15 protein-coding genes are annotated in these 17,792 nt (G+C 71.4%); 12 read left to right on the top strand and 3 right to left on the bottom strand.

The genetic code is table 11. From position 1 onward, the window contains the following. The first annotated feature begins 41 nt into the window (after positions 1-41). From LC039_RS03830 to LC039_RS03820, 3 genes are all read left to right on the top strand, one after another. Positions 42-1,748 carry a hypothetical protein gene (locus LC039_RS03830; RefSeq protein WP_226621725.1) on the top strand — a complete coding sequence of 569 codons (1,707 nt, stop codon included), beginning with the start codon at positions 42-44 and terminating at the stop codon, positions 1,746-1,748. Next, entirely contained in the window at positions 1,745-3,013 is a 1,269-nt protein-coding gene (locus LC039_RS03825) for a glycerate kinase (RefSeq protein WP_226621724.1), read from the top strand. Before LC039_RS03830 ends, LC039_RS03825 begins: the two co-directional genes overlap by 4 nt. Positions 3,014-3,483: 470 nt before the next feature. Further along, the gene (locus LC039_RS03820) at positions 3,484-4,461 is read left to right on the top strand and encodes an isopenicillin N synthase family dioxygenase (protein WP_226621723.1); all 978 of its coding nucleotides are present in this window, start codon (positions 3,484-3,486) and stop codon (positions 4,459-4,461) included. A 27-nt stretch (positions 4,462-4,488) separates the two neighbouring features. Here LC039_RS03820 and LC039_RS03815 read toward each other — a convergent pair whose 3' ends face one another. Continuing rightward, on the bottom strand, positions 4,489-6,024 hold the full coding sequence (locus LC039_RS03815; protein ID WP_226621722.1) for an MDR family MFS transporter: 1,536 nt from the start codon (positions 6,022-6,024) through the stop codon (positions 4,489-4,491). Positions 6,025-6,195: 171 nt separating this feature from the next. Between LC039_RS03815 and LC039_RS03810 the strand changes: the two genes are divergently transcribed. Both LC039_RS03810 and LC039_RS03805 read left to right on the top strand, forming a co-directional pair. Further along, the gene (locus LC039_RS03810; protein WP_226621721.1) at positions 6,196-6,816 is read left to right on the top strand and encodes a MarR family winged helix-turn-helix transcriptional regulator; all 621 of its coding nucleotides are present in this window, start codon (positions 6,196-6,198) and stop codon (positions 6,814-6,816) included. Positions 6,817-7,071: 255 nt separating this feature from the next. Continuing rightward, on the top strand, positions 7,072-7,683 hold the full coding sequence (locus LC039_RS03805) for a 2-hydroxychromene-2-carboxylate isomerase (RefSeq protein WP_226621720.1): 612 nt from the start codon (positions 7,072-7,074) through the stop codon (positions 7,681-7,683). A 21-nt stretch (positions 7,684-7,704) separates the two neighbouring features. Here LC039_RS03805 and LC039_RS03800 read toward each other — a convergent pair whose 3' ends face one another. Together LC039_RS03800 and LC039_RS03795 are read right to left on the bottom strand one after the other, a co-directional pair. Then, on the bottom strand, positions 7,705-10,317 hold the full coding sequence (locus LC039_RS03800) for an AAA family ATPase (RefSeq protein WP_226621719.1): 2,613 nt from the start codon (positions 10,315-10,317) through the stop codon (positions 7,705-7,707). Beyond that, complete coding sequence (locus LC039_RS03795) at positions 10,314-11,450, bottom strand: metallophosphoesterase family protein (protein ID WP_226621718.1); 1,137 nt, start codon at positions 11,448-11,450, stop codon at positions 10,314-10,316. The genes LC039_RS03800 and LC039_RS03795 overlap by 4 nt, the downstream gene beginning before the upstream one ends. Before the next feature lie 390 nt (positions 11,451-11,840). Between LC039_RS03795 and hemP the strand changes: the two genes are divergently transcribed. Genes hemP through LC039_RS03760 form a run of 7 tightly spaced genes read left to right on the top strand, consistent with a single transcriptional unit; the run spans position 11,841 to position 17,693 of the window. Further along, positions 11,841-11,999 carry a hemin uptake protein HemP gene (hemP, locus tag LC039_RS03790; protein ID WP_413463808.1) on the top strand — a complete coding sequence of 53 codons (159 nt, stop codon included), beginning with the start codon at positions 11,841-11,843 and terminating at the stop codon, positions 11,997-11,999. 54 nt (positions 12,000-12,053) lie between these two features. After that, positions 12,054-13,316, top strand: a complete 1,263-nt coding sequence (locus tag LC039_RS03785) for an imelysin family protein (RefSeq protein ID WP_226621716.1) — start codon at positions 12,054-12,056, stop codon at positions 13,314-13,316. Positions 13,317-13,330: 14 nt separating this feature from the next. Beyond that, positions 13,331-13,609, top strand: coding sequence for a bacterioferritin-associated ferredoxin (locus LC039_RS03780; RefSeq protein WP_226621715.1), 279 nt, complete (start codon positions 13,331-13,333; stop codon positions 13,607-13,609). Beyond that, positions 13,575-14,060 (top strand): bacterioferritin, encoded by a 486-nt coding sequence (gene bfr / locus LC039_RS03775; protein WP_226621714.1) that lies wholly within the window; start codon positions 13,575-13,577, stop codon positions 14,058-14,060. The genes LC039_RS03780 and bfr overlap by 35 nt, the downstream gene beginning before the upstream one ends. Continuing rightward, positions 14,047-15,594 carry a di-heme oxidoredictase family protein gene (locus LC039_RS03770; protein WP_226621713.1) on the top strand — a complete coding sequence of 516 codons (1,548 nt, stop codon included), beginning with the start codon at positions 14,047-14,049 and terminating at the stop codon, positions 15,592-15,594. Before bfr ends, LC039_RS03770 begins: the two co-directional genes overlap by 14 nt. Further along, positions 15,595-16,602: an imelysin family protein gene (locus LC039_RS03765; RefSeq protein ID WP_226621712.1), complete on the top strand. Its 1,008-nt coding sequence runs from the start codon at positions 15,595-15,597 to the stop codon at positions 16,600-16,602. Between the two features lie 14 nt (positions 16,603-16,616). Beyond that, positions 16,617-17,693 (top strand): DUF1513 domain-containing protein, encoded by a 1,077-nt coding sequence (locus tag LC039_RS03760; protein WP_226621711.1) that lies wholly within the window; start codon positions 16,617-16,619, stop codon positions 17,691-17,693. Positions 17,694-17,792 lie beyond the last annotated feature (99 nt).

Raw genomic sequence — 17,792 nt, 5'->3', positions numbered from 1 at the left:
GCTTGCGGTCTGCTTTCGCTGCAGAATTCGGTGTTTGTCCCATGTCCCAGGCGCTTTCGCGCAGCCTCGCCCCGCGCTCCATCGCGTTGATCGGTCCCGTCGTCGAGATCTCGGCAACGATCGAGGCCCTGCGCGCCCTGGGCTACGCCTGGCAGATCTGGCCAGTGGCCGAGGGCGGCGCTGCGGTGGCCGGGGTCGCCTCGGTCTGCAGCATCGCCGAATTGCCGGGCGCTCCGGACCTCGCCCATGTCGCGCTGCGCGGGGAGCCGCTGCAGGCGGCGCTGAGCGCGCTGGCCGAGCGCGGCGCAGGTGGGGCGGTCTGCCCCTATCTGGACGCCGATGCGCTTGCCGCGATGGACGCTCCCCTGCCGGTCTTCGCCGGCGGGCTCTTGTCCCCGGTGGCGCGGCTGCCGTTCTGGCCGGGGGGCGCGGCGGTGGCCCCCGCTCGGCGCGGCCCGGCGTTGCTGCTGACGGACCCCGAACGGCTCGGGCGGCTGTTGGACCTGCGCCGGGGGGTGCCGCTGTCCTATGCCGTGCCTCTGGGCCGGGACGCGACGGCGGCCACCGGACTGCTGCCGCTGTCTGCCGAGCTGCTGTCGGACGAGCGGGTGACGGCGCTGGCGGTGCAGGCCGACACTTTGGCCGCACCCGCCGACATCCTGGACCTGGGCCGCGTCGCGCAGAAGCACGGCAAGCCGGTGGTCTTCCTGAGCGGACAACTCGGCGCCGGGTCTGCCGCCCTGCTGCGCCGGGCAGGGATATCTTACGTGACGCGCTCCGCGGCGCTGATCGAGGCGCTGTGGATCCTGCACCTCGTCGGCCCGCTCCCCGCCAACGCCCTGGCGGCCATCGTTAGCGGGCCGGGGCTTGCGGAGCGCGCCGAAACGCTTGCGACCGCGCAGGGCCTGCGGCTCGCGCCGCTTGGGAAGCTGCAGCAGGAGGCCTTGGCGCGCGAGCTGCCCTCGGCGCGCTCGCCGGACAACCCGCTCGACGTCTCGGGGCTGGCCGAGGCCAGCGCGGGCTGGCTGGCGCGCATTTTCGCCGAGATGATGATCGGCGAGGCGGTGCTGACGCTGGCGGTGATCCGCAATGCCGGGGAAGCCGGCTGGGCGCGCGCCGCCGAGGCCGCGGCGCGGGCGCGGGAACGGGTCGGCATGCCGCTGGCGCTGCTCGCGCCGAACCGCGCCGAGATGACCGAGGCGCGCTCGCTGGCACTGCTGGAGGCCGGAGTGATTCCGCTCGCCGGGCTGAAACCGGCGCTCGAGGCGCTGCGCGCCGCCATGGACATCGGTGCGCTGGTGCCCGGCGGCGGGCCGCTGCTGATGCCGCGGCCGGGGCAGGGCGACATGGCCCTGACGCGAGGCGCGGCGGCGGCGGCCTTGCTCGGGCTCGCGGTGGGCGGCGAGGGATCGCAGGCGCCTCTGCAACTCCGCCTGTCCGCCGATCCGGCCTTTGGATATCTCGTGGAGCTGTCGTCCGCCGCGGGTGGCCTCGGCTCGGGGCTCCTGCCGCTGTCGCCGCGCGCCTGCCGCGAGTTGGCCATGCATCTCGGCCTCGGTGCGGAGCAGGCGGGAGCGCTGGCCGGGGTGCTGCGCGCGGTGCAGGATCATGTCGCCGCCGCGGGCGGGGCGGTCGCGGGGCTGGAGATCGCGCTCGACTTGGGCGACAACGGGGCGGCATGCGCCCGGAGCATTGAGCTGCGGGCCTGGACCGATGCCGCGCAGACACGCAGGAGGAGCCCCGAATGAGCGACGAAAAGACCTTCCTGACCGGGCTCTTCGAGGCCGCCGTGGCCGCCGCCGATCCCGAGCTGGCGCTGCGCGCGGCGCTGCCGGAAAAGCCCGAGGGGCGCACCGTGGTGATCGGCCTCGGCAAGGGGGCGGCGCAGCTCGCCCGCGCCTTCGAGACGCTCTGGGATGGCCCGCTCGAGGGCGTTGTGGTCACTCGCTACGGCTATGCCGCGCCCTGCGCGCAGCTCAGGGTGATGGAGGCCGCCCACCCGGTGCCCGACGCTGCGGGGCTCGAGGCGAGCGCGGCGCTCTTCGAGGCGGTCTCGGGGCTGACCGAGAAGGACCTCGTGGTCGCGCTGGTCTGCGGCGGCGGTTCTGCGCTGCTGCCCGCACCGCCCGAGGGGCTGACGCTGGAGGACGAGCAGGCGCTGAACGAGGCGCTCTTGGCCTCGGGCGCGCCGATCGGGGTGATGAACGCCATCCGCAAGCACGCCAGCCGGATCAAGGGCGGGCGGCTGGCGGCGGCCTGCGCCCCGGCGAAGGTGGTGAGCCTCATTGTCTCGGACGTGCCGGGGGACGACCCGGCGCAGGTGGCCTCCGGCCCGACGGTGCCCGACTCGGTGGACGCGAAAGCCGCGCTGGCGATGATCGAGGCCTGGAACATCGCGCTGCCCGAGCCTGTCCTCGCGCATATCCGCAGCGATGCCTCCGCCGCGCCGCAGCCGGATGATCCCGTCTTCGCGCGCAACGAGGTGCATGTGGTGGCCTCGGCGCGGCTGTCGCTCGAAGCGGCGGCGTCGAAGGCCGAGGCGGCGGGTGTGCCGGCGGTGATCCTGTCGGACGCGATGGAGGGCGAGGCCCGTGACGTCGGCCGGGTGCATGCCGCCATGGCGCGCGAGGTGGGGACGCGGAACCGGCCGTTCACCGCGCCCGTAGTGATGCTCTCGGGCGGCGAGACCACGGTGACCCTGCGCGGCAAGGGCGGGCGCGGCGGGCGCAACACCGAGTTCCTGCTCGCCTTCGCCCATGCCATCGACGGTGCGGAGGGCATCCATGCGCTGGCCGCCGACACCGACGGCATCGACGGCACCGAGGGCAACGCCGGGGCCTTTGCCGACGGCACCAGCGCCGGGCGGCTGCGGGCGGCGGGGGGCGATGCCATGGCGGCGCTCTCGCGCAACGACGCCTGGGGCGCCTTCGATCTGATCGGCGATCTGTTTGCGCCGGGGCCGACCGGGACCAACGTCAACGACTTCCGCGCGGTGCTCATCAAGGGGCGCTGACAAGGTCCTTCGAAGGACCTTGCAAAAGCCTTCGAAGGCTTTTGTTCCAGCGGCTTGCAGCGTCATCGCAATGTCACGGCGGCGTCACGAATCCGTGACCCGCGCGGGCCATCCTGCGGGGGCCGGAGCCGCCCAGGCCCCGGTGTGCTGCAACCCGGGGACATCTGCCATGATGGTCATCGATCCGTTCCGTTTCGTGCTCTCCTGCTGCTTCCTGCCCGCGCCGAACGGCGTGCTGGCGCAATTGGTCCGCCGCGGTCGCCGCTGAGGCGCTCCGAGCGTCCTGCCCTGCGGGGGAGAGCCCCGTGGCCGCCTGTGCGGGGCCGATAGCGACGAATTGGCACAAATCCGCGCACTCCCGAAAACCAAACCGCTTGCGAAGCCCTTCGGAAGGTGGAGAATTGCCGGAACCCGTCCGAACCGTGCCCTGAGGCCGCCCGGGCGGCCCGGTCCACGGAAGGAGAGCGGCGATGATTCCCGTGCTCGATTTCGAAGATCTCGGCGACGACCCCGAAGGGTTCGCCTTTGCGCTCGGGCAGGCCTGCCGCGAGGATGGCTTCTTCCTGCTGGCCAATCCGCCGGTGCCGGAGGAGCTGCTGGCGCGGGTGTTTGCCGCCTCCGCCGCCTTCTTCGTCCAGCCCGAAGCGGTCAAGCTGCCGCTCTCGATCGAGGGCAACCCGCGCAACCGGGGCTGGGCGCGGCTCGGCTCCGAGCAGCAGGACGGGGCGGATCACCCCGACCGGAAAGAGGCGTTCAACATCGGGCTCGAGCTTGTCGCCAACGATCCGCGCGTGGTGGCGGGCGAGCCGTTCCGGGGGGCGAACCTCTGGCCCGACGTGCCCGACTTCCGCGACTCGATGCTGGCCTATTATGCCGCGATGTGGGCGCTGGGGGTGAAGCTGCACGAGGCCGTGGCGATGGACCTCGGGGTGCCGCCGGATTTCTTCGCCCGGCATTTCACCGAGCCGATGGCGACGCTGCGCCTGCTGCGCTACCCGCCGGGCACCGGGGTGGCGGACGAGCGGGGCGCGTCGGCGCACACCGATTACGGCGCGTTGACCCTGCTGGCGACCGACGGCGAGCCGGGTCTGCAGGTGCGCCCGCGCGGCGGGCACTGGATGGACGTGCCGCAGCTTCCGGGGGCGCTGATCGTCAATATCGGCGATTGCCTGATGCGCTGGACCAACGACATCTACGTCTCGACCACCCACCGCGTGCTGCCGCCGGCGCGCACCCGGCATTCGGTGGCCTTCTTCCTCGATCCCAACCCAGAGAGCCTGATCGCCGCGCTGCCGGGCACCGGCACACCGGTCTACCCGCCGGTGCGGGCGGTGGACTACCTGCGCTCGCGGCTCGAAAGCACCGCGCCCGGGGAGGCACCGGCACAGGACAGCCCGTCAGAGGAAGGTCAGGCGCCGGAAGGCCAGGCCGCGGGCATCGCCTCCTGAGCGCATCGCCTCGGGACGCCGCGCGCTTCAGCCCTCGAGCGGGCGTTCGTGCAGCAGGAAGCCGATGCCGCAGGCCAGCGCCGCGCCGAGCGACGCGATCAGGAACACCGGGTGCAGCGCGGCGCTGAACCCCTCGATGATCGCCTGCTGTTGCTCGAGCGGCAGCGCGTGCACCATCTCGGCGCTCATGCAGCGGATGCCGCCGCCCATGCCCTCGGGCAGGTGCCCCTCGAGGTTGCGTGCCAGGCCGAGCCCGAAGATCGCGCCGAAGCCCGCGGTGCCGACCGAGCCGCCGATCAGCCGGAACATGTTGGCGCTGGCGGTGCCGACGCCGATCATGCTGCGCGGCACCGAGTTTTGGATCGCCGTCACGCCGACGCTGAACACCGGCCCGAGGCCGAGCCCCACGCCCACCATGTTGAGCGCCAGCAGCCACAGCGGCGTGTCGCCGGACAGCCGGCTCAGCGCCAGCATCGACGCGCAGAGCAGCGCGGTCGAGAGGATCGGCATCACCTTGTAGGTGCCGCGCTTCGACATAATCCGGCCGGCGCCGATGGAGCCGCCCAGCAGCCCGCCCATCATCGGCACCAGGAACAGGCCCGACTGCGTCGGAGAGACGCCCTTGGCGACCTGCAGGAACAGCGGCAGGAAGGTGATCGTGCCGAACATCGCCATGCCGATCAGGAAGCCCATGGAGTTGACCGTCAGGAAGGCGTTGTTGCGGAACAGCGAGAGCGGCAGGATCGGTTCGGGCGCCCGGCGCTCGACCAGCACGAAGCCGAAGAGCGCGGCCAGCCCGAGCGCCGCCAGGGCGAGCACGCCGGGGTGGCTCCAGGGCAGCACCGAGCCGCCCATGTTGGAGATCAGCACCGCCGAGGCGAGGAGCGTCGCCAGCAGCACTGCGCCGGCGTAGTCCACGCTCTTGCGGCTGCGGTCGGTGCGCGAGGGCAGGGCCATGCCCAGCACCACGAAAGCCAGCGCGCCGACGGGGAAGTTGACGAAGAAGATCCAGTGCCACGACCAGTGCTGCACGATGAAGCCGCCGAGCAGCGGCCCGACCACGGTGGACACGCCGAAGGCCGCGCCCATCAGCCCCTGCGCCTGGCCGCGCTGGCGGGCGGGCAGCAGATCGCCGACGACGGCCATCGAGGTGACGATGAGCGCCCCGGCCCCGGCACCCTGGATCAGGCGCCCGGCAATGATCATGCCCATGGTCCAGGCAAAGCCGCAGAGCACGGCCCCGGCGAGAAAGACGCCGATGGCGCTCTGCAGCACCGCCTTGCGGCCGTAGAGGTCCGAGAGCTTGCCGGCGATCGGCGCGCCGATGGTCGAGGCCATCAGGTAGGCGGTAATCACCCAGGTGATATGCTCCATGCCGCCCAGGTCGGCGACCATGATCGGCATGGCGGTCGACACGATGGTCTGCCCCAGCGAGGCGAAGAGCAGCGTTGCCGAGACCGCGACCAGCGCGAGGCGCACCACCGCCGGGTCATGCTCGCCCGGTGCCGCCGCTGCGGCGGGGACGGGCTCGGACAGATCGACGGGATCGGCGCGGTCACTCATGCGCGGGGCTCCTTGAATGCTGGCTGGCGCGGGAATGCCGCGGCGCAGGCGCGGCGCGCACGCCGTTCAGGAGGGCGAGTCGCGGGGCACCTTGCGGAAATGAATTGCTAGGGGCATATATGTGCTGAGCGCATATACATGTCAACGGCACGTAATTTGGAGCGCGGCACAATGCCGGACAAGGACGCGAGAATCCGGGACCACCTGCGGCAGGCGGGGATCGACGACGCCTCGGCGCAGGCGGCGATCGAGATCGACGCGGCGCTGCAGAAGTGGCGGCGGCGGGTGATGAAACGCGAACTGGGCCAGCGGGCGCTGGCCGATCTCGGGCTCTCCATCGATCTTGCGCATCTCGACGTGCTGCTGGCCGTGCGCGCGCCGGAGGGCGAATTCGACGAGGCCGGGGCCTGCGGCGCGGACGCCGAGACCATGGTCTCCACCGTCGCCGCGCGGCTGCGGATCGACCCCTCGCGCGCCAGCCGCATCGCCTCGGAGCTGATCCGAATGGGGCTGATCCGCCGCGCCGTGAGCCAGCAGGACGCCCGCCGCACCGTGCTTGAGCTGACGCCCTCGGGGTCTGAGATCGTCTCGGCGGTGCGCGCCTACAAGTTTCTCGTGCTGGGCAGCTTCCTCAAGGACTGGAACGCCGAGGAGATCGCGCTCTTCCTGCCGCTGCTCGACCGCTTCAGCGCCTGGTCGGACCGCGCCGGGCAGCACAGCCCGGCAGTGGCCGAGCGCATCGCTCAGCTGCGCGGCGCGCTGGCGGATTTGCCGACCGGCGAGGACGACTAGCGCCGCCGGTACGATCTCGAAGCATTTCAAAACTGCGGAGAATGCGGGCTTTTACGGCGGCCTGCGGCAGGATCTTGCCGTTCCGCCACGCTGGCAGCGCTGTCATGAGGGCGTCAACTTCCGGGCATGTGGCGTGATTGTTGACCCTTCGGGCGGCGTTTGGCCTCATGATAGCAGAGCGTCCGGCCCCGCGCGGCTCTCCCAAGTCGCCGATCCCTGCCGGGTGCAGTGCCTGCCCGCAGCCCGGAGACCCGAATGCGCCTGCCTCCCGTGATCGACTACTATTTTGCGCCGATGTCGGGCTATGCCTACCTCGGTCACCAGGAACTGATGGTCCTGGCGCGGCGCGCGGGGGCGAAGGTGCGGTTCCTGCCGATGGAGGTGGCGCGGGTCTACGAGGCCGCCGGGGTCACGCCGCCCTACGATCATACCGATGCACGCCAGAGCTACCGGATCGAGGACCAGGCCCGCTGGGCGGCGCTGCGCGGGCTGCGGATGGCCGCCATGCCGCCGAGCTGGCCGACCGACCCGCGGCTGGCCTGCCGCTGCATCCTTGCCGCCGGGCAGCTGGGGCTGGATCAGGACACGGTGAGTTTCGCCTGCTTGCGCGGGGTCTGGGCCGAGCATCGCAACCTCGCCGATCCGGGCGATCTGCAGGAGGCCTTCGAATCCGTCGAGCTGCCGGCGGCGCGCATCCTCGCGGTGGCGCAGCGCGAGGAGGTGCGGGACGAGGCCGACGCGGTCACCGAGGAGGCGATCTCGCGGCAGATCTTCGGCTCGCCCACCTACGTGCTGCACGGCAAGCGCTACTACGGGCAGGACCAGTTCGATTTCCTGCGCGAGGCGCTGCAGCGCGCGGCGGCCTGACCTCGCGGGGCGGGCCCCGGCCTAGCGCGCCTCTTCCGGAATGTCCCCGCTCTCGTAGCTCAGCATCTGTCCGCCAAGGTCGCGGAAGGCGCGTTGGCGGCAGGTGAGCACGAGGATCTGCAGATCCCCCGCCTGCCGGTGCAGCGCGTCGAACATGCGCTCGATGCGCGCGTCGTCGGTATAGACCAGCGCGTCGTCGAGGATCACCGGCGCGTGCCGCCCGCCGCGCGCTAGCAGCCGGGCAAAGGCCAGCCGGACCAGCAGCGCGATCTGCTCGCGGGTGCCGCCCGAGAGCACCTCCATCGTCTCCTCCTGGCCGCCGCGCGACAGGGCGCGCGGCAGGGCGCTGTCCTCGTCGAAGACCAGCTCGGCCTCGGGCCAGAGCAGCCGCAGCAGCGGCGCCAACTCGCGGGTGACCGGCTCGAAGTAATGCTCGCGGGCCTCGGAGCGGGCGGCGTCCAGCGTGTCCTTCAGCAGCACCAAAGTGTCGCGCTCGAAGCCATAGCGGTCGGCGCGTTCGCGGGCCTTTGTCAGGGCTTCATCGGTGGCGGCGAGCTCCTCCTCCACGCCTTCCCCGGCGCGCAGGCTGATCTCCGTGTCGAGCGCGGCCTTGCGTTCCGACAGCTCGCGCTGGCGCTTCGCGGCCTGATCCAGAACGGCCTGCGCGCGGGTCAGCGTGGCCTCGGCGCTGGTCAGATCGGGGGCCTCGCCCTGCAGCTCCGCCAATGCATCGCGGGCGGCGGCGAGCGCTATCTCGGCCTCGCTCCGCGCCTCGGCGAGCGTGGTGGCGGCGGCGTCAGGGTCGTCCGGCAGGCTATCGCGCAATTCGTCGAGGCGGGTCTGGGCGGACTCGCGGGCGGTGAGGGCGCGAACCTCGGCGAGCCGCGCCTGCTCGTCGCGGCTGCGGTCGGCCTCAAAGGTGGCCTCGGCGGCAGCGAGCGTCTCTTCGGCCTTGCGCAGCGCGTCGGTGGCGGTGGCAGGATCGGGGGCCTCGGCGATTTCGCGCGGGGCGGGCAGGGCAGCGAGGGCGTTTTCGAGCGCGCGCAGCCCCTTCGGCGCCACGCCGCGCAGGGCAGCGCGGGCTTCCTGCAGCGCGGCGAGGGCCTTGCGGCGGGCGCGGGTGGCCTCGCGGGCGGCCTCGGGGGTCTCGCAGCCGGTGGCAGTGAGCGCCGCGGAGAAGGCCGCGCGGGCGGCGTCCAGCGCGCCGGTCTGCGCGGCGGCGCCGGGATCGAGGCTCAGGCGGCCGATGCCGGGCAGGTCCAGCGTCGCCGGGCCATTGAGCGGGCGCTCGCTGGCATCGGGCAGGGGCGTGCCGTCGAGCAGCACCTCGGCGGCGCCGGGTGCGTAGTCGAGCCGCAGCTTGGGGGCGGTGCGGGCGTGCAGTTCCTCCTGCACGCGCAGCTCGCCGGCGGCGCGGTCGAGGGCCTCCATCGTGGCCTCGTCCGGGCCGCGCTGCGCGGCGGTATTGGCCGCCAGCTCGGCCTTGGCCAACGCTTGCGCCTCGGTCAGCCGCTTTTCCAGCGCGGCGCGGTCGGCCTTCACCCGTGCCTGCTGCGCCGCCTCCTGCGCGGCGGCCTGATCCTTCTGCGCGGCGCGCTGCGCCGCGCGGGCGGCATCGCGGGAGGTGCTGGCCTCGGCCAGTTTCGTCTTCGCGTCGGCAGCGGTTTCGCTGGCCTGCGCCTCGGCGTCCACCAAACCCGCAAGCCGGGCCTCGGCCTCTGTCACGGCTGCCCGGGCGCGGCGCAGCGCCTCGGCCTTCTCGGCGGCGGCATCGCGGCGCGCCTCCAGCGCCGCGACCTGCTCGGCGGCGCGGCGCTGCCGCTCGGCGAAGGCGCGGGCGGTCTCGGCGGCGGCGCGGGCCTCGGTCAGCCGCGCCTCGCGGGCGGCCTGCGCCTCGGGGTCCTGCAGCTCGGAAAGCTCGCTGCGCAGCCGGCGGCGGTCGGCAATCGCCTGCTCCAGCGTCTGCGCGGTGGCGCTCAGCGTCTCGCGGCGAGCGCTCAGTTCGGCGACCTCGTCCTCGGCGGCCTTCAGCGGCCCGCCCGCCTTGGGCTTGCCGGAGGCGGTGACCAGCTCGGCCAGCGCCGCCTCGGTCTGCGCCAGCGCGCGGTCCATGCGGCGGCCGCCGGTCAGCGCCTCGACCTCACCGGCAACCGAGGACAGCAGGTCGCGGCGGGCGCGGTGGGCGTGGTCCTGCTCACGCTTCTCGCCCTGATCGAGCGCCACGAGGCCCTGCCGTACCCAGAGCAGCCCGGCCGGGCCGCCTTCCTCGGGCGACTGGGTGAGGGCGGCGATCCACTCTTCCGCGGCCTCGCCCTTGGCGACAAGCCGGGTGCCCTCGTGCACCTCGGCCATGGGCCGCGAGAGCCAGCGCTTGGTGAGCCGGTAGCGGCGGCCCTCGTCCTCGATCTCGGCGGAGACCATGGGGGCGCCGCCCGCGTGGGGGCGCAGCGCGGTGATTTCCTTCGCCCGACTGCGGTGGGGCAGGAAGAAGAGGGCCTGCAAGGCGTCGAAGAGCGTCGACTTGCCGTCCTCGTTGGGCGCGGCGAGCACGTTGAGGCCCGGGCCGAAGCCCTGCACCGTCACCGGGCGGGCGAAGCGGCGGACGTCGGAGAGGGTGACCGAGAGCAGCTTCATGCCTCGCCCTCCTGCAGCAGCCCGTAGAGGCGGTTGAGCGCGGCGGAGGCCACGGCGCGTTCGCGCGCGGCGGCGTCGGTATCGTCTGCCGCCTCGGCCAGCCGTTCGGCGGCGATGCGCAGCGCCCCGGCGCGGTCGATGGCGTCGAGGTCCGACAGCTCGTGCTCGGTGCCGAGCGCCGAGGTGTCGAGCTCGAAATAGCCGAAATCGGGGGCGACCTCGCGGGCCGCTTCGTCCAGCGCAGCGCGTCCGGCCAGCGTGGTGCGGCCCTCGGCGCGCAGGCGCAGCAGGTGGTCGCGGCGCGCGGCGCGGCCCTCGGGCAGAGCGTCGTGGAGCGCCTGCGCCGCGTCCTGACCGGGCAGCAGCGGCAGGGCGGCGTCCTGCCAGTGGTAGAGGCCGGTCTCGAGGGGCTCGATGCGAGGCGCCTCGCCTGGGCCGCTCAGCGTCACCGCGAGGCAGGCGCCGCGGCCGGCGTGGCGGAAGCCGTCGCGCTCGGGCGTGCCGGAGTAGCGGGTGCGGGGCCCGAGCGCCATCTGCCCGTGCCAGTCACCGAGCGCGAGGTAGTCGAGTCGGGCGCTCTCGGCGCGGTCGGGCGGAATCACCTCGGAGGCGCGCGCGTCCTCCTCTTCGAAACTGCGCACGGCGCCATGCGCGAGGCCGATGCGCAGCGCGCCCTCGGGGGTCTCGGCGCCGGGCATCCAGGCGGTCAGGTCGTAGCCGGGGAACTTGCGCGGCAGCGGTGCGGGCAGCAGCCAGGCGCCGGGGGCCATCTCGACTGGCGCGGCCCTGTCCAGCAGGCGCAGGTTGCCGGGCGCACGGGAGGCGACCTCGGCCCAGAGCGCCTCGGCCCCGAGGCTGTCGTGGTTGCCGGGCAGCACCCACCAGGTCAGGTCCTCCTCGGCACCGAAGGCATGCATCGCCTGCACCAGCACGCGCGGGCTGGGGGTGGGCGTGTCGAAGAGATCCCCGGCGATCAGCACATGCGCCGCGCCGGCCTGGCGGGCGGCACCGGCGAGTCGGGTGATCGCGCCGTGGCGTGCCTCGGCAAGATGCGGGCGGATCTCCTCGGGCATGGCGGCGAAGCGCCGGCCCAGGTGAAGGTCGGAGGCGTGGATGAAGCGGAAGTCTGCCATGATGTCCCCTTTGCGCAAGTGATTGCGCATCTGCGGGGCGACCGCAACGAGAAGAGGGCGGATTTTCGCGGTTCCTACGGGAGTTGTGAAGTCTGACGGAATTTGTCGGATTGACAAATCCGATTCATTTGCTCAGTTTTGATGGCAAGAGAGCCACCTCGTGCCAGGCGGGGGAGCCGACAGACGAGGGCGCTTGAAGCGAGGGGCCGTTGTGAAGCACGAAATCGGGTATTCCACCGCGGCATCTGCGCGCGGGGCGCGGACAGAGCTTCTGGCCATGGTCCTCGGAGCCTTCTGGCCGGCGGAGGGCGCGCTCGAGGCGCTGCTCGACCGCGTAGAAATGTCGCGCGATGTGCCACAGGCGCGTTCCGCACGAGGAGTAAGATAATGATGATCGACCGGTTCAAATCCGACGCAGCGCAACCTGCCATCCCGCGCCATGACGCGCGCCTGCTCACCCAGAGCGGCAACCTTGCCGAGATCGAGCTCGACGGGCAGGTCTACACGCTGCGCATCACCAAGGCAGGCAAGCTGATCCTGACCAAGTAAGCCGTCTTCACCAGCCGAAACACCAAGAATAACGCCACGAGGGGACAGACCTAGATGAAATTCCTGACTACATCCGCGCTCGCGCTGACCATTGCCGCTCCGGCGCTGGCCGACACCGACAAGGCCGCGGTGATCGAGACCTACGCAGATATCGCGCAGGCCGGTTACGAGGACAGCCTGAGCACCGCCAAGGCGCTGCAGGATGCGGTCGCGGCCCTGGTCGCGGCGCCCTCCGAGGACACGCTGGTCGCCGCGCGCGAAGCCTGGCTGGCGGCGCGCAACCCCTACCAGCAAACCGAGGTCTTCCGCTTCGGCAACCCGATCGTCGATGACTGGGAAGGCAAGGTGAACGCCTGGCCGCTGGACGAGGGTCTGATCGACTACGTGGACGACAGCTACGGCGGCGCCACCGACGAGAACCCCTTCGCCGCCTCCAACGTGATCGCCAACCCGACGCTGGAGCTGGCCGGGCAGGAGGTCGACGCCTCGCTGATCACCCCGGAACTGATCGCCGACACGCTGAACGAGGCCGACGGCATCGAGACCAACGTGGCCCGCGGCTACCATGCCATCGAGTTCCTGCTGTGGGGTCAGGACCTCAACGGCACCGAGCCGGGCGCGGGCGACCGCCCCTATACCGACTATGTCGTGGGCGCGGACTGCACCGGCGGCAATTGCGACCGCCGCGCGGCCTATCTGACCTCGGCGACGCAGCTGCTGGTCTCGGACCTCGAGGAAATGGCCGCGAACTGGGCCGAGGGCGGCGCGGCGCGAGAAGAGGTCAGCGCCAATGCCGACGCCGGCATCGTGGCGATGCTGACCGGCATGGGCTCGCTGTCCTACGGCGAGCAGGCCGGCGAGCGCATGCGCCTCGGCCTGATGCTGAACGACCCCGAGGAAGAGCACGACTGCTTCTCCGACAACACCCACAACTCGCACTTCTACGACGGCAAGGGCATCCAGAACGTCTACCTCGGCAGCTACACCCGCGTCGACGGCAGCACCGTCGAGGGTCCGTCGCTGAGCGATCTGGTGGCCGAGACCTCGCCGGAGCTGGACGAGGAGATGAAGGGCAAGCTCGACGCCACGATGGCGGCGCTCGGCGCGATCAAGACCGCCGCCGAGGAAGAGGGTTTCGCCTACGACCAGATGCTCGAGGCCGGCAACGAGAAGGGCGAGGCGCTGATCATGGGCGGCGTCGACGGTCTCATCGACCAGACCCGCACCATCGAGCGCATCGTCACCGCGCTGTCGCTCGAGGATATGGAATTCGAAGGCTCCGACAGCCTCGACAACCCGAACGCCGTCTTCCAGTAAGGGGAACCGGACCGATGATCGTCTGCCACTGCATGGGTATCTCGGATCGCGACATCCACGCCGCGATCGACTGGATGCGTCATTCCGACCCGCAGACGATCATCACGCCCGGAAAAATATACCACGCGCTCGGTAAAGCCGCCGATTGCGGGGGTTGCATGCCGCTCTTCTTGCAAACCATGCGACGTAACGACAATCTGGAAGTTCCCATGCACCTCCGCGACCTGCGTGGTCGCGGAAAAACACAGGAAGGCGGATATGAAGGGCGACGAGAAAGTCATCGAGTACCTTAACAAGGCGCTCCGTTCCGAACTCACCGCGGTCAGCCAGTACTGGCTGCACTATCGTCTGCAGGAAGACTGGGGCCTCGGCCACATGGCCAAGAAGAGCCGCGAGGAGAGCATCGAAGAGATGCACCACGCGGACAAGCTGATCACCCGGATCATCTTTCTCGGCGGCCACCCGAACCTACAGAAGCTCGACCCGCTGCGCATCGGCGAGGGCCCGAAGGAAACGCTCGAGGCCGACCTTGCCGCGGAGCACGAGGCCCGCGCGCTCTACAAAGAGGCCCGCGAGCATTGCGAATCCGTGGGCGACTATGTGAGCAAGAACCTGTTCGAGGAACTGATGGCGGACGAAGAGGGCCACATCGACTTCCTCGAGACGCAACTGGAACTCTACGACCGGGTCGGTGCCGAACGCTATGCGGTCATCAATGCCATGCCGATGGATGAGGCCGAGTAGCCTCGCGCTTTGCGCCGCCCTGCTGGGCGGCGCTTCGCTTGCCGCCGAGGGCACCCCTTCCGAGGAAGCCGTGCCCGGGCTGCAGGACCTGCATCTCAACATCATCCCCCGCACCGAGGACGAGGCCGCGCGCATTGCCGCGGTGACCGCGCTGACCGAGGATTTCTCGGCGCCCGAGCAGTTCGAGGAGCTGACCGCCGGCGCGGCCACCGTGCGCCCGCGCCGCAATGCCGACGCCTTCTCGCAGCCGTCGGGCAACATGGAGTTTGACCGCGAGCTCGACTTCAAGGTGGGCAACGGGCTGTTCCGCAAGCTCTGGGTCTCCTCGCCGTCCTCGACCCGCGCCTCGGACGGGCTGGGGCCGCTCTACAACGCCCGCGGCTGCCAGAACTGCCATCTCAAGGACGGGCGCGGCCATCCGCCCGAAGGGCCGAACGACGGCGCCGTGTCGATTTTCCTGCGGGTCTCCGTGCCCGCCGATCCCGGCGCCGAGATGCCGCGGATCGCCGAGTGGATCGCCACCCAGCCGCACCCGGTCTACGGCCAGCAGATCCAGGATTTCGCCACCGTCGGGCAGGGCGCGGAGGCGCGCTTCGAGGTGCGCTACGACGAGATCGACGTGCCGCTCTCGGGCGGCGAGCGGGCTTCGCTGCGCGTGCCGAGCTATGCCGCCGCCGACCTCGCCTATGGCCCGCTCGGCGAGGCGGCCATGCTTAGTCCGCGCGTCGCGCCGCAGATGATCGGGCTCGGCCTGCTCGAGGCGATCCCGGCGCGGGACATCCTCGCGCTGGCCGACCCCGAGGATGCGGACGGTGACGGCATCTCGGGCCGCGCCGCGGTGGTCTGGTCGCTGGAGCATGACGCGCCGATGCTGGGCCGCTTCGGCCACAAGGCCGGCATGGCGACGGTGCGCGAGCAATCCTCGGCGGCCTTCGCCAGCGACATCGGCATCTCGACCCCGCTGCATCCGGACGTCTGGGGCGACTGCACCCCGGCGCAGACCGCCTGCCGCGAAGCGCCCGGCGGCGACGATCCCGAGCGCGGCGGCTTCGAGGCGGACAGGGCGGCGCTCGAACTGGTGACCTTCTATAGCCGCAACCTCGGTGTGCCCGCGCGGCGCGACGTGGATGACCCGCAGGTGCTGCACGGCAAGCGCGTCTTCTACGAGACCGGCTGCCCCGCCTGCCACACCCCGAAATTCGTCACCCACCGGCTGGACGCCCAGCCGGAGCAGAGCTTCCAGCTCATCTGGCCCTATTCGGACATGCTGCTGCATGACATGGGCGAGGGGCTGGCGGACCACCGCCCCGAGGGCCGCGCCACCGGGCGCGAATGGCGCACCGCGCCGCTCTGGGGCATCGGCCTCACCCAGCGGGTGAGCGGCCACACCACCTTCCTGCACGACGGACGGGCCCGCAATCTGTTGGAGGCGATCCTCTGGCACGGCGGCGAGGCCGAAACGCAGCGCGACAAGGTGGTTTCCATGGTGCCGGCGGACCGCGCGGCGCTGATCCGGTATCTGGAGAGTTTGTAAATGACATATCGCCTGACCCTTTGCGCCGCGTTGCTCGCCGCGCCGCTCGTTGCGCCTTTGGCCGCGCCCGCGCAGGCCGGGGTGCCCGAGGCCCTGAGCGCGCATATCCTCCCCGGCTTCGCGGGCTTCGCCCAGGCCACCGAGACGCTGGCCGGTGCGGCACAGGCCGATTGCACCGCCGCCTCGCTGCGCGAGCCCTGGATGCACGCCTTCGACCGCTGGAACGCCGTGGCCGACATCCACATCGGCCCTTCCGAGACCGGCGCGCTGCCGGTGGCCTTCTGGCCCGACAGCCGCGGCTTCACCCCCAAGACGCTGACCCGGCTGATCACGGGCGAGGAGGAGGTCGGCCGCGACCCGGTGGCCTATGCCGATGTCTCGATCGCCGCGCGCGGGCTCTACCCGCTGGAGTTCATGCTCTACGATCCGGATTTCTGGGACTACGAGCCTGGCAGCTACGCCTGCACGCTGGTGCAGACCATGACCCGCGATCTCGCGCGGCAGGCCGCGGCGCTGGATGCCGGCTGGGAGGAGCAGTTCGCCGACGTGCTGCGCACCGCCGGGCAGGAGGGCAATGCCACCTACATGGGCGAGGACGAGGCGGTGCGGGCGCTCTACACGCAGATCCTCACGGGGCTCGAGTTCACCGCCGACACCCGCCTCGGCCGCCCCCTCGGCACCTTCGAGCGGCCGCGCCCGACCCGCGCCGAGGCCTGGCGCTCGGGCCGCAGCCTGCGCAACGTGCTGCAGGACTCCAAGGGCGCCTACGATATGGCCGCGGCGCTCGCCGACTGGGACCTGCCGCAGAGCAAGGCCGCGCTGGACCGGCTCTACGAGCTGGCCGAGCGGGTCGAGGAGCCGAGCTTCCAGGCCGTCGACGATCCGTCCGAGCGGCTGCACGTCGAGATCCTGCAACAGCAGGTGCGCGCCCTGAGCGATGCGCTGGAACTGGAAATCGGCTTACGCCTCGGCATCCAGCCGGGCTTCAACTCCGGCGACGGCGACTGAGAGGGAATGAGACCATGACCACGAGACGCACTTTCCTGGCCAGCCTTCTGGCTGCGTCCGCCGCCCCCGCGACCGGCTGGGCGGCGGTGGGCGATCCCACCTATCTGGCCGCGGCCAAGCAGGGCGACGGCAGCTTCGTTCTGGTCGGCCTGCGGGAGGGCGGCGAAGAGGCCTTCCGCGTGCCGCTCCCGGCGCGCGGCCACGCCGCCTGCGCCCATCCGACCCGCGCCGAGGCCGTGGGCTTTGCCCGCCGTCCCGGCACCTATGCGCTGGTCATCGACTGCATCTCCGGCGAGGTGCTGCACGAGCTGAGCGCGCCGCAGGGCCACAGCTTCAACGGCCACGGTGCCTTTTCCGCCGACGGCACGGTACTCTTCACCTCCGAGCAGGTCGCCGAGGGCAGCGCGGGGCGCGTGGGCATCTGGGACGTAGAGGCCGGCTACACGCGCGTTTCGGATTTCCCGACGCATGGTCTCGGCCCGCACGAGCTGCGGCTGATGCCGGACGGTCAGAGCCTGGTGATCGCCAACGGCGGCATCCAGACCGACGCCTTTGATCGCACAAAGCTCAACACCGACACCATGCAGCCGAACCTCTCCTACGTCGGCTTCGATGGCACGCTGCTGGAGAAAGTCGAGCTGGAGCCGGAGCTGCACGAGAACTCGATCCGCCACCTCGCGCTGCGGCCCGACGGGCTGGTGGGCTTCTGCATGCAGTGGCAGGGCGAGGAGGGCGCGGCGACGCCTCTGCTCGGTCTGCACCGCCGCGGCGAGGCGCCGGTGCTCTGCGAGGCGCCGCTCGGCGACGAGCTGGTGATGCAGGGCTACGCGGGCAGCGTCGCCTTTGCCGGGGAGGGGCGCGAGATCGCCATCACCTCGCCGCGCGGCGGGCGGATGCACCGCTTCTCGGAGACGGGGGCGTTTCTCGGGGCGGTGTCGCGCACGGATGTCTGCGGGCTGGCGACGCACGAGGGCGGCTACATGGCCAGCGACGGGCTGGGCGGGCTGATCCTGGTGAAGGGCGAGACGCCGACGCCGCTGCGCCGCGCCGATGTGGCCTGGGACAACCACCTGGTGCGCATCGCGGGGTGAGAGCTGCGCCCGGCGGCGCCGGCTTGTTTCGGGGCGCTTGTTTTCCGGCGATGGTGCGCACGGGACATGAAAAAAAAGCGGGCCACATGGGCCCGCTTT

The sequence above is a fragment of the Alloyangia pacifica genome (assembly GCF_020524285.1).
Classification (GTDB): Bacteria; Pseudomonadota; Alphaproteobacteria; order Rhodobacterales; family Rhodobacteraceae; genus Salipiger; species Salipiger pacificus_B.
The sequence above is the reverse complement of the archived record's forward strand: the minus strand, read 5'-3'. Positions and strand labels throughout refer to the sequence as shown.

Excerpts from the sequence above, each read along its gene's own strand:
- LC039_RS03810 (WP_226621721.1), top strand. The coding sequence starts at position 6,196 with ATGCCGGACAAGGACGCGAGAATCCGGGACCACCTGCGGCAGGCGGGG.
- hemP (WP_413463808.1), top strand. The coding sequence starts at position 11,841 with ATGATCGACCGGTTCAAATCCGACGCAGCGCAACCTGCCATCCCGCGC.
- LC039_RS03765 (WP_226621712.1), top strand. The coding sequence starts at position 15,595 with ATGACATATCGCCTGACCCTTTGCGCCGCGTTGCTCGCCGCGCCGCTC.
- LC039_RS03830 (WP_226621725.1), top strand. The coding sequence starts at position 42 with ATGTCCCAGGCGCTTTCGCGCAGCCTCGCCCCGCGCTCCATCGCGTTG.
- LC039_RS03820 (WP_226621723.1), top strand. The coding sequence starts at position 3,484 with ATGATTCCCGTGCTCGATTTCGAAGATCTCGGCGACGACCCCGAAGGG.
- LC039_RS03760 (WP_226621711.1), top strand. The coding sequence starts at position 16,617 with ATGACCACGAGACGCACTTTCCTGGCCAGCCTTCTGGCTGCGTCCGCC.
- bfr (WP_226621714.1), top strand. The coding sequence starts at position 13,575 with ATGAAGGGCGACGAGAAAGTCATCGAGTACCTTAACAAGGCGCTCCGT.
- LC039_RS03780 (WP_226621715.1), top strand. The coding sequence starts at position 13,331 with ATGATCGTCTGCCACTGCATGGGTATCTCGGATCGCGACATCCACGCC.
- LC039_RS03795 (WP_226621718.1), bottom strand. The coding sequence starts at position 11,450 with ATGGCAGACTTCCGCTTCATCCACGCCTCCGACCTTCACCTGGGCCGG.
- LC039_RS03800 (WP_226621719.1), bottom strand. The coding sequence starts at position 10,317 with ATGAAGCTGCTCTCGGTCACCCTCTCCGACGTCCGCCGCTTCGCCCGC.
- LC039_RS03805 (WP_226621720.1), top strand. The coding sequence starts at position 7,072 with ATGCGCCTGCCTCCCGTGATCGACTACTATTTTGCGCCGATGTCGGGC.
- LC039_RS03815 (WP_226621722.1), bottom strand. The coding sequence starts at position 6,024 with ATGAGTGACCGCGCCGATCCCGTCGATCTGTCCGAGCCCGTCCCCGCC.
- LC039_RS03770 (WP_226621713.1), top strand. The coding sequence starts at position 14,047 with ATGAGGCCGAGTAGCCTCGCGCTTTGCGCCGCCCTGCTGGGCGGCGCT.
- LC039_RS03825 (WP_226621724.1), top strand. The coding sequence starts at position 1,745 with ATGAGCGACGAAAAGACCTTCCTGACCGGGCTCTTCGAGGCCGCCGTG.
- LC039_RS03785 (WP_226621716.1), top strand. The coding sequence starts at position 12,054 with ATGAAATTCCTGACTACATCCGCGCTCGCGCTGACCATTGCCGCTCCG.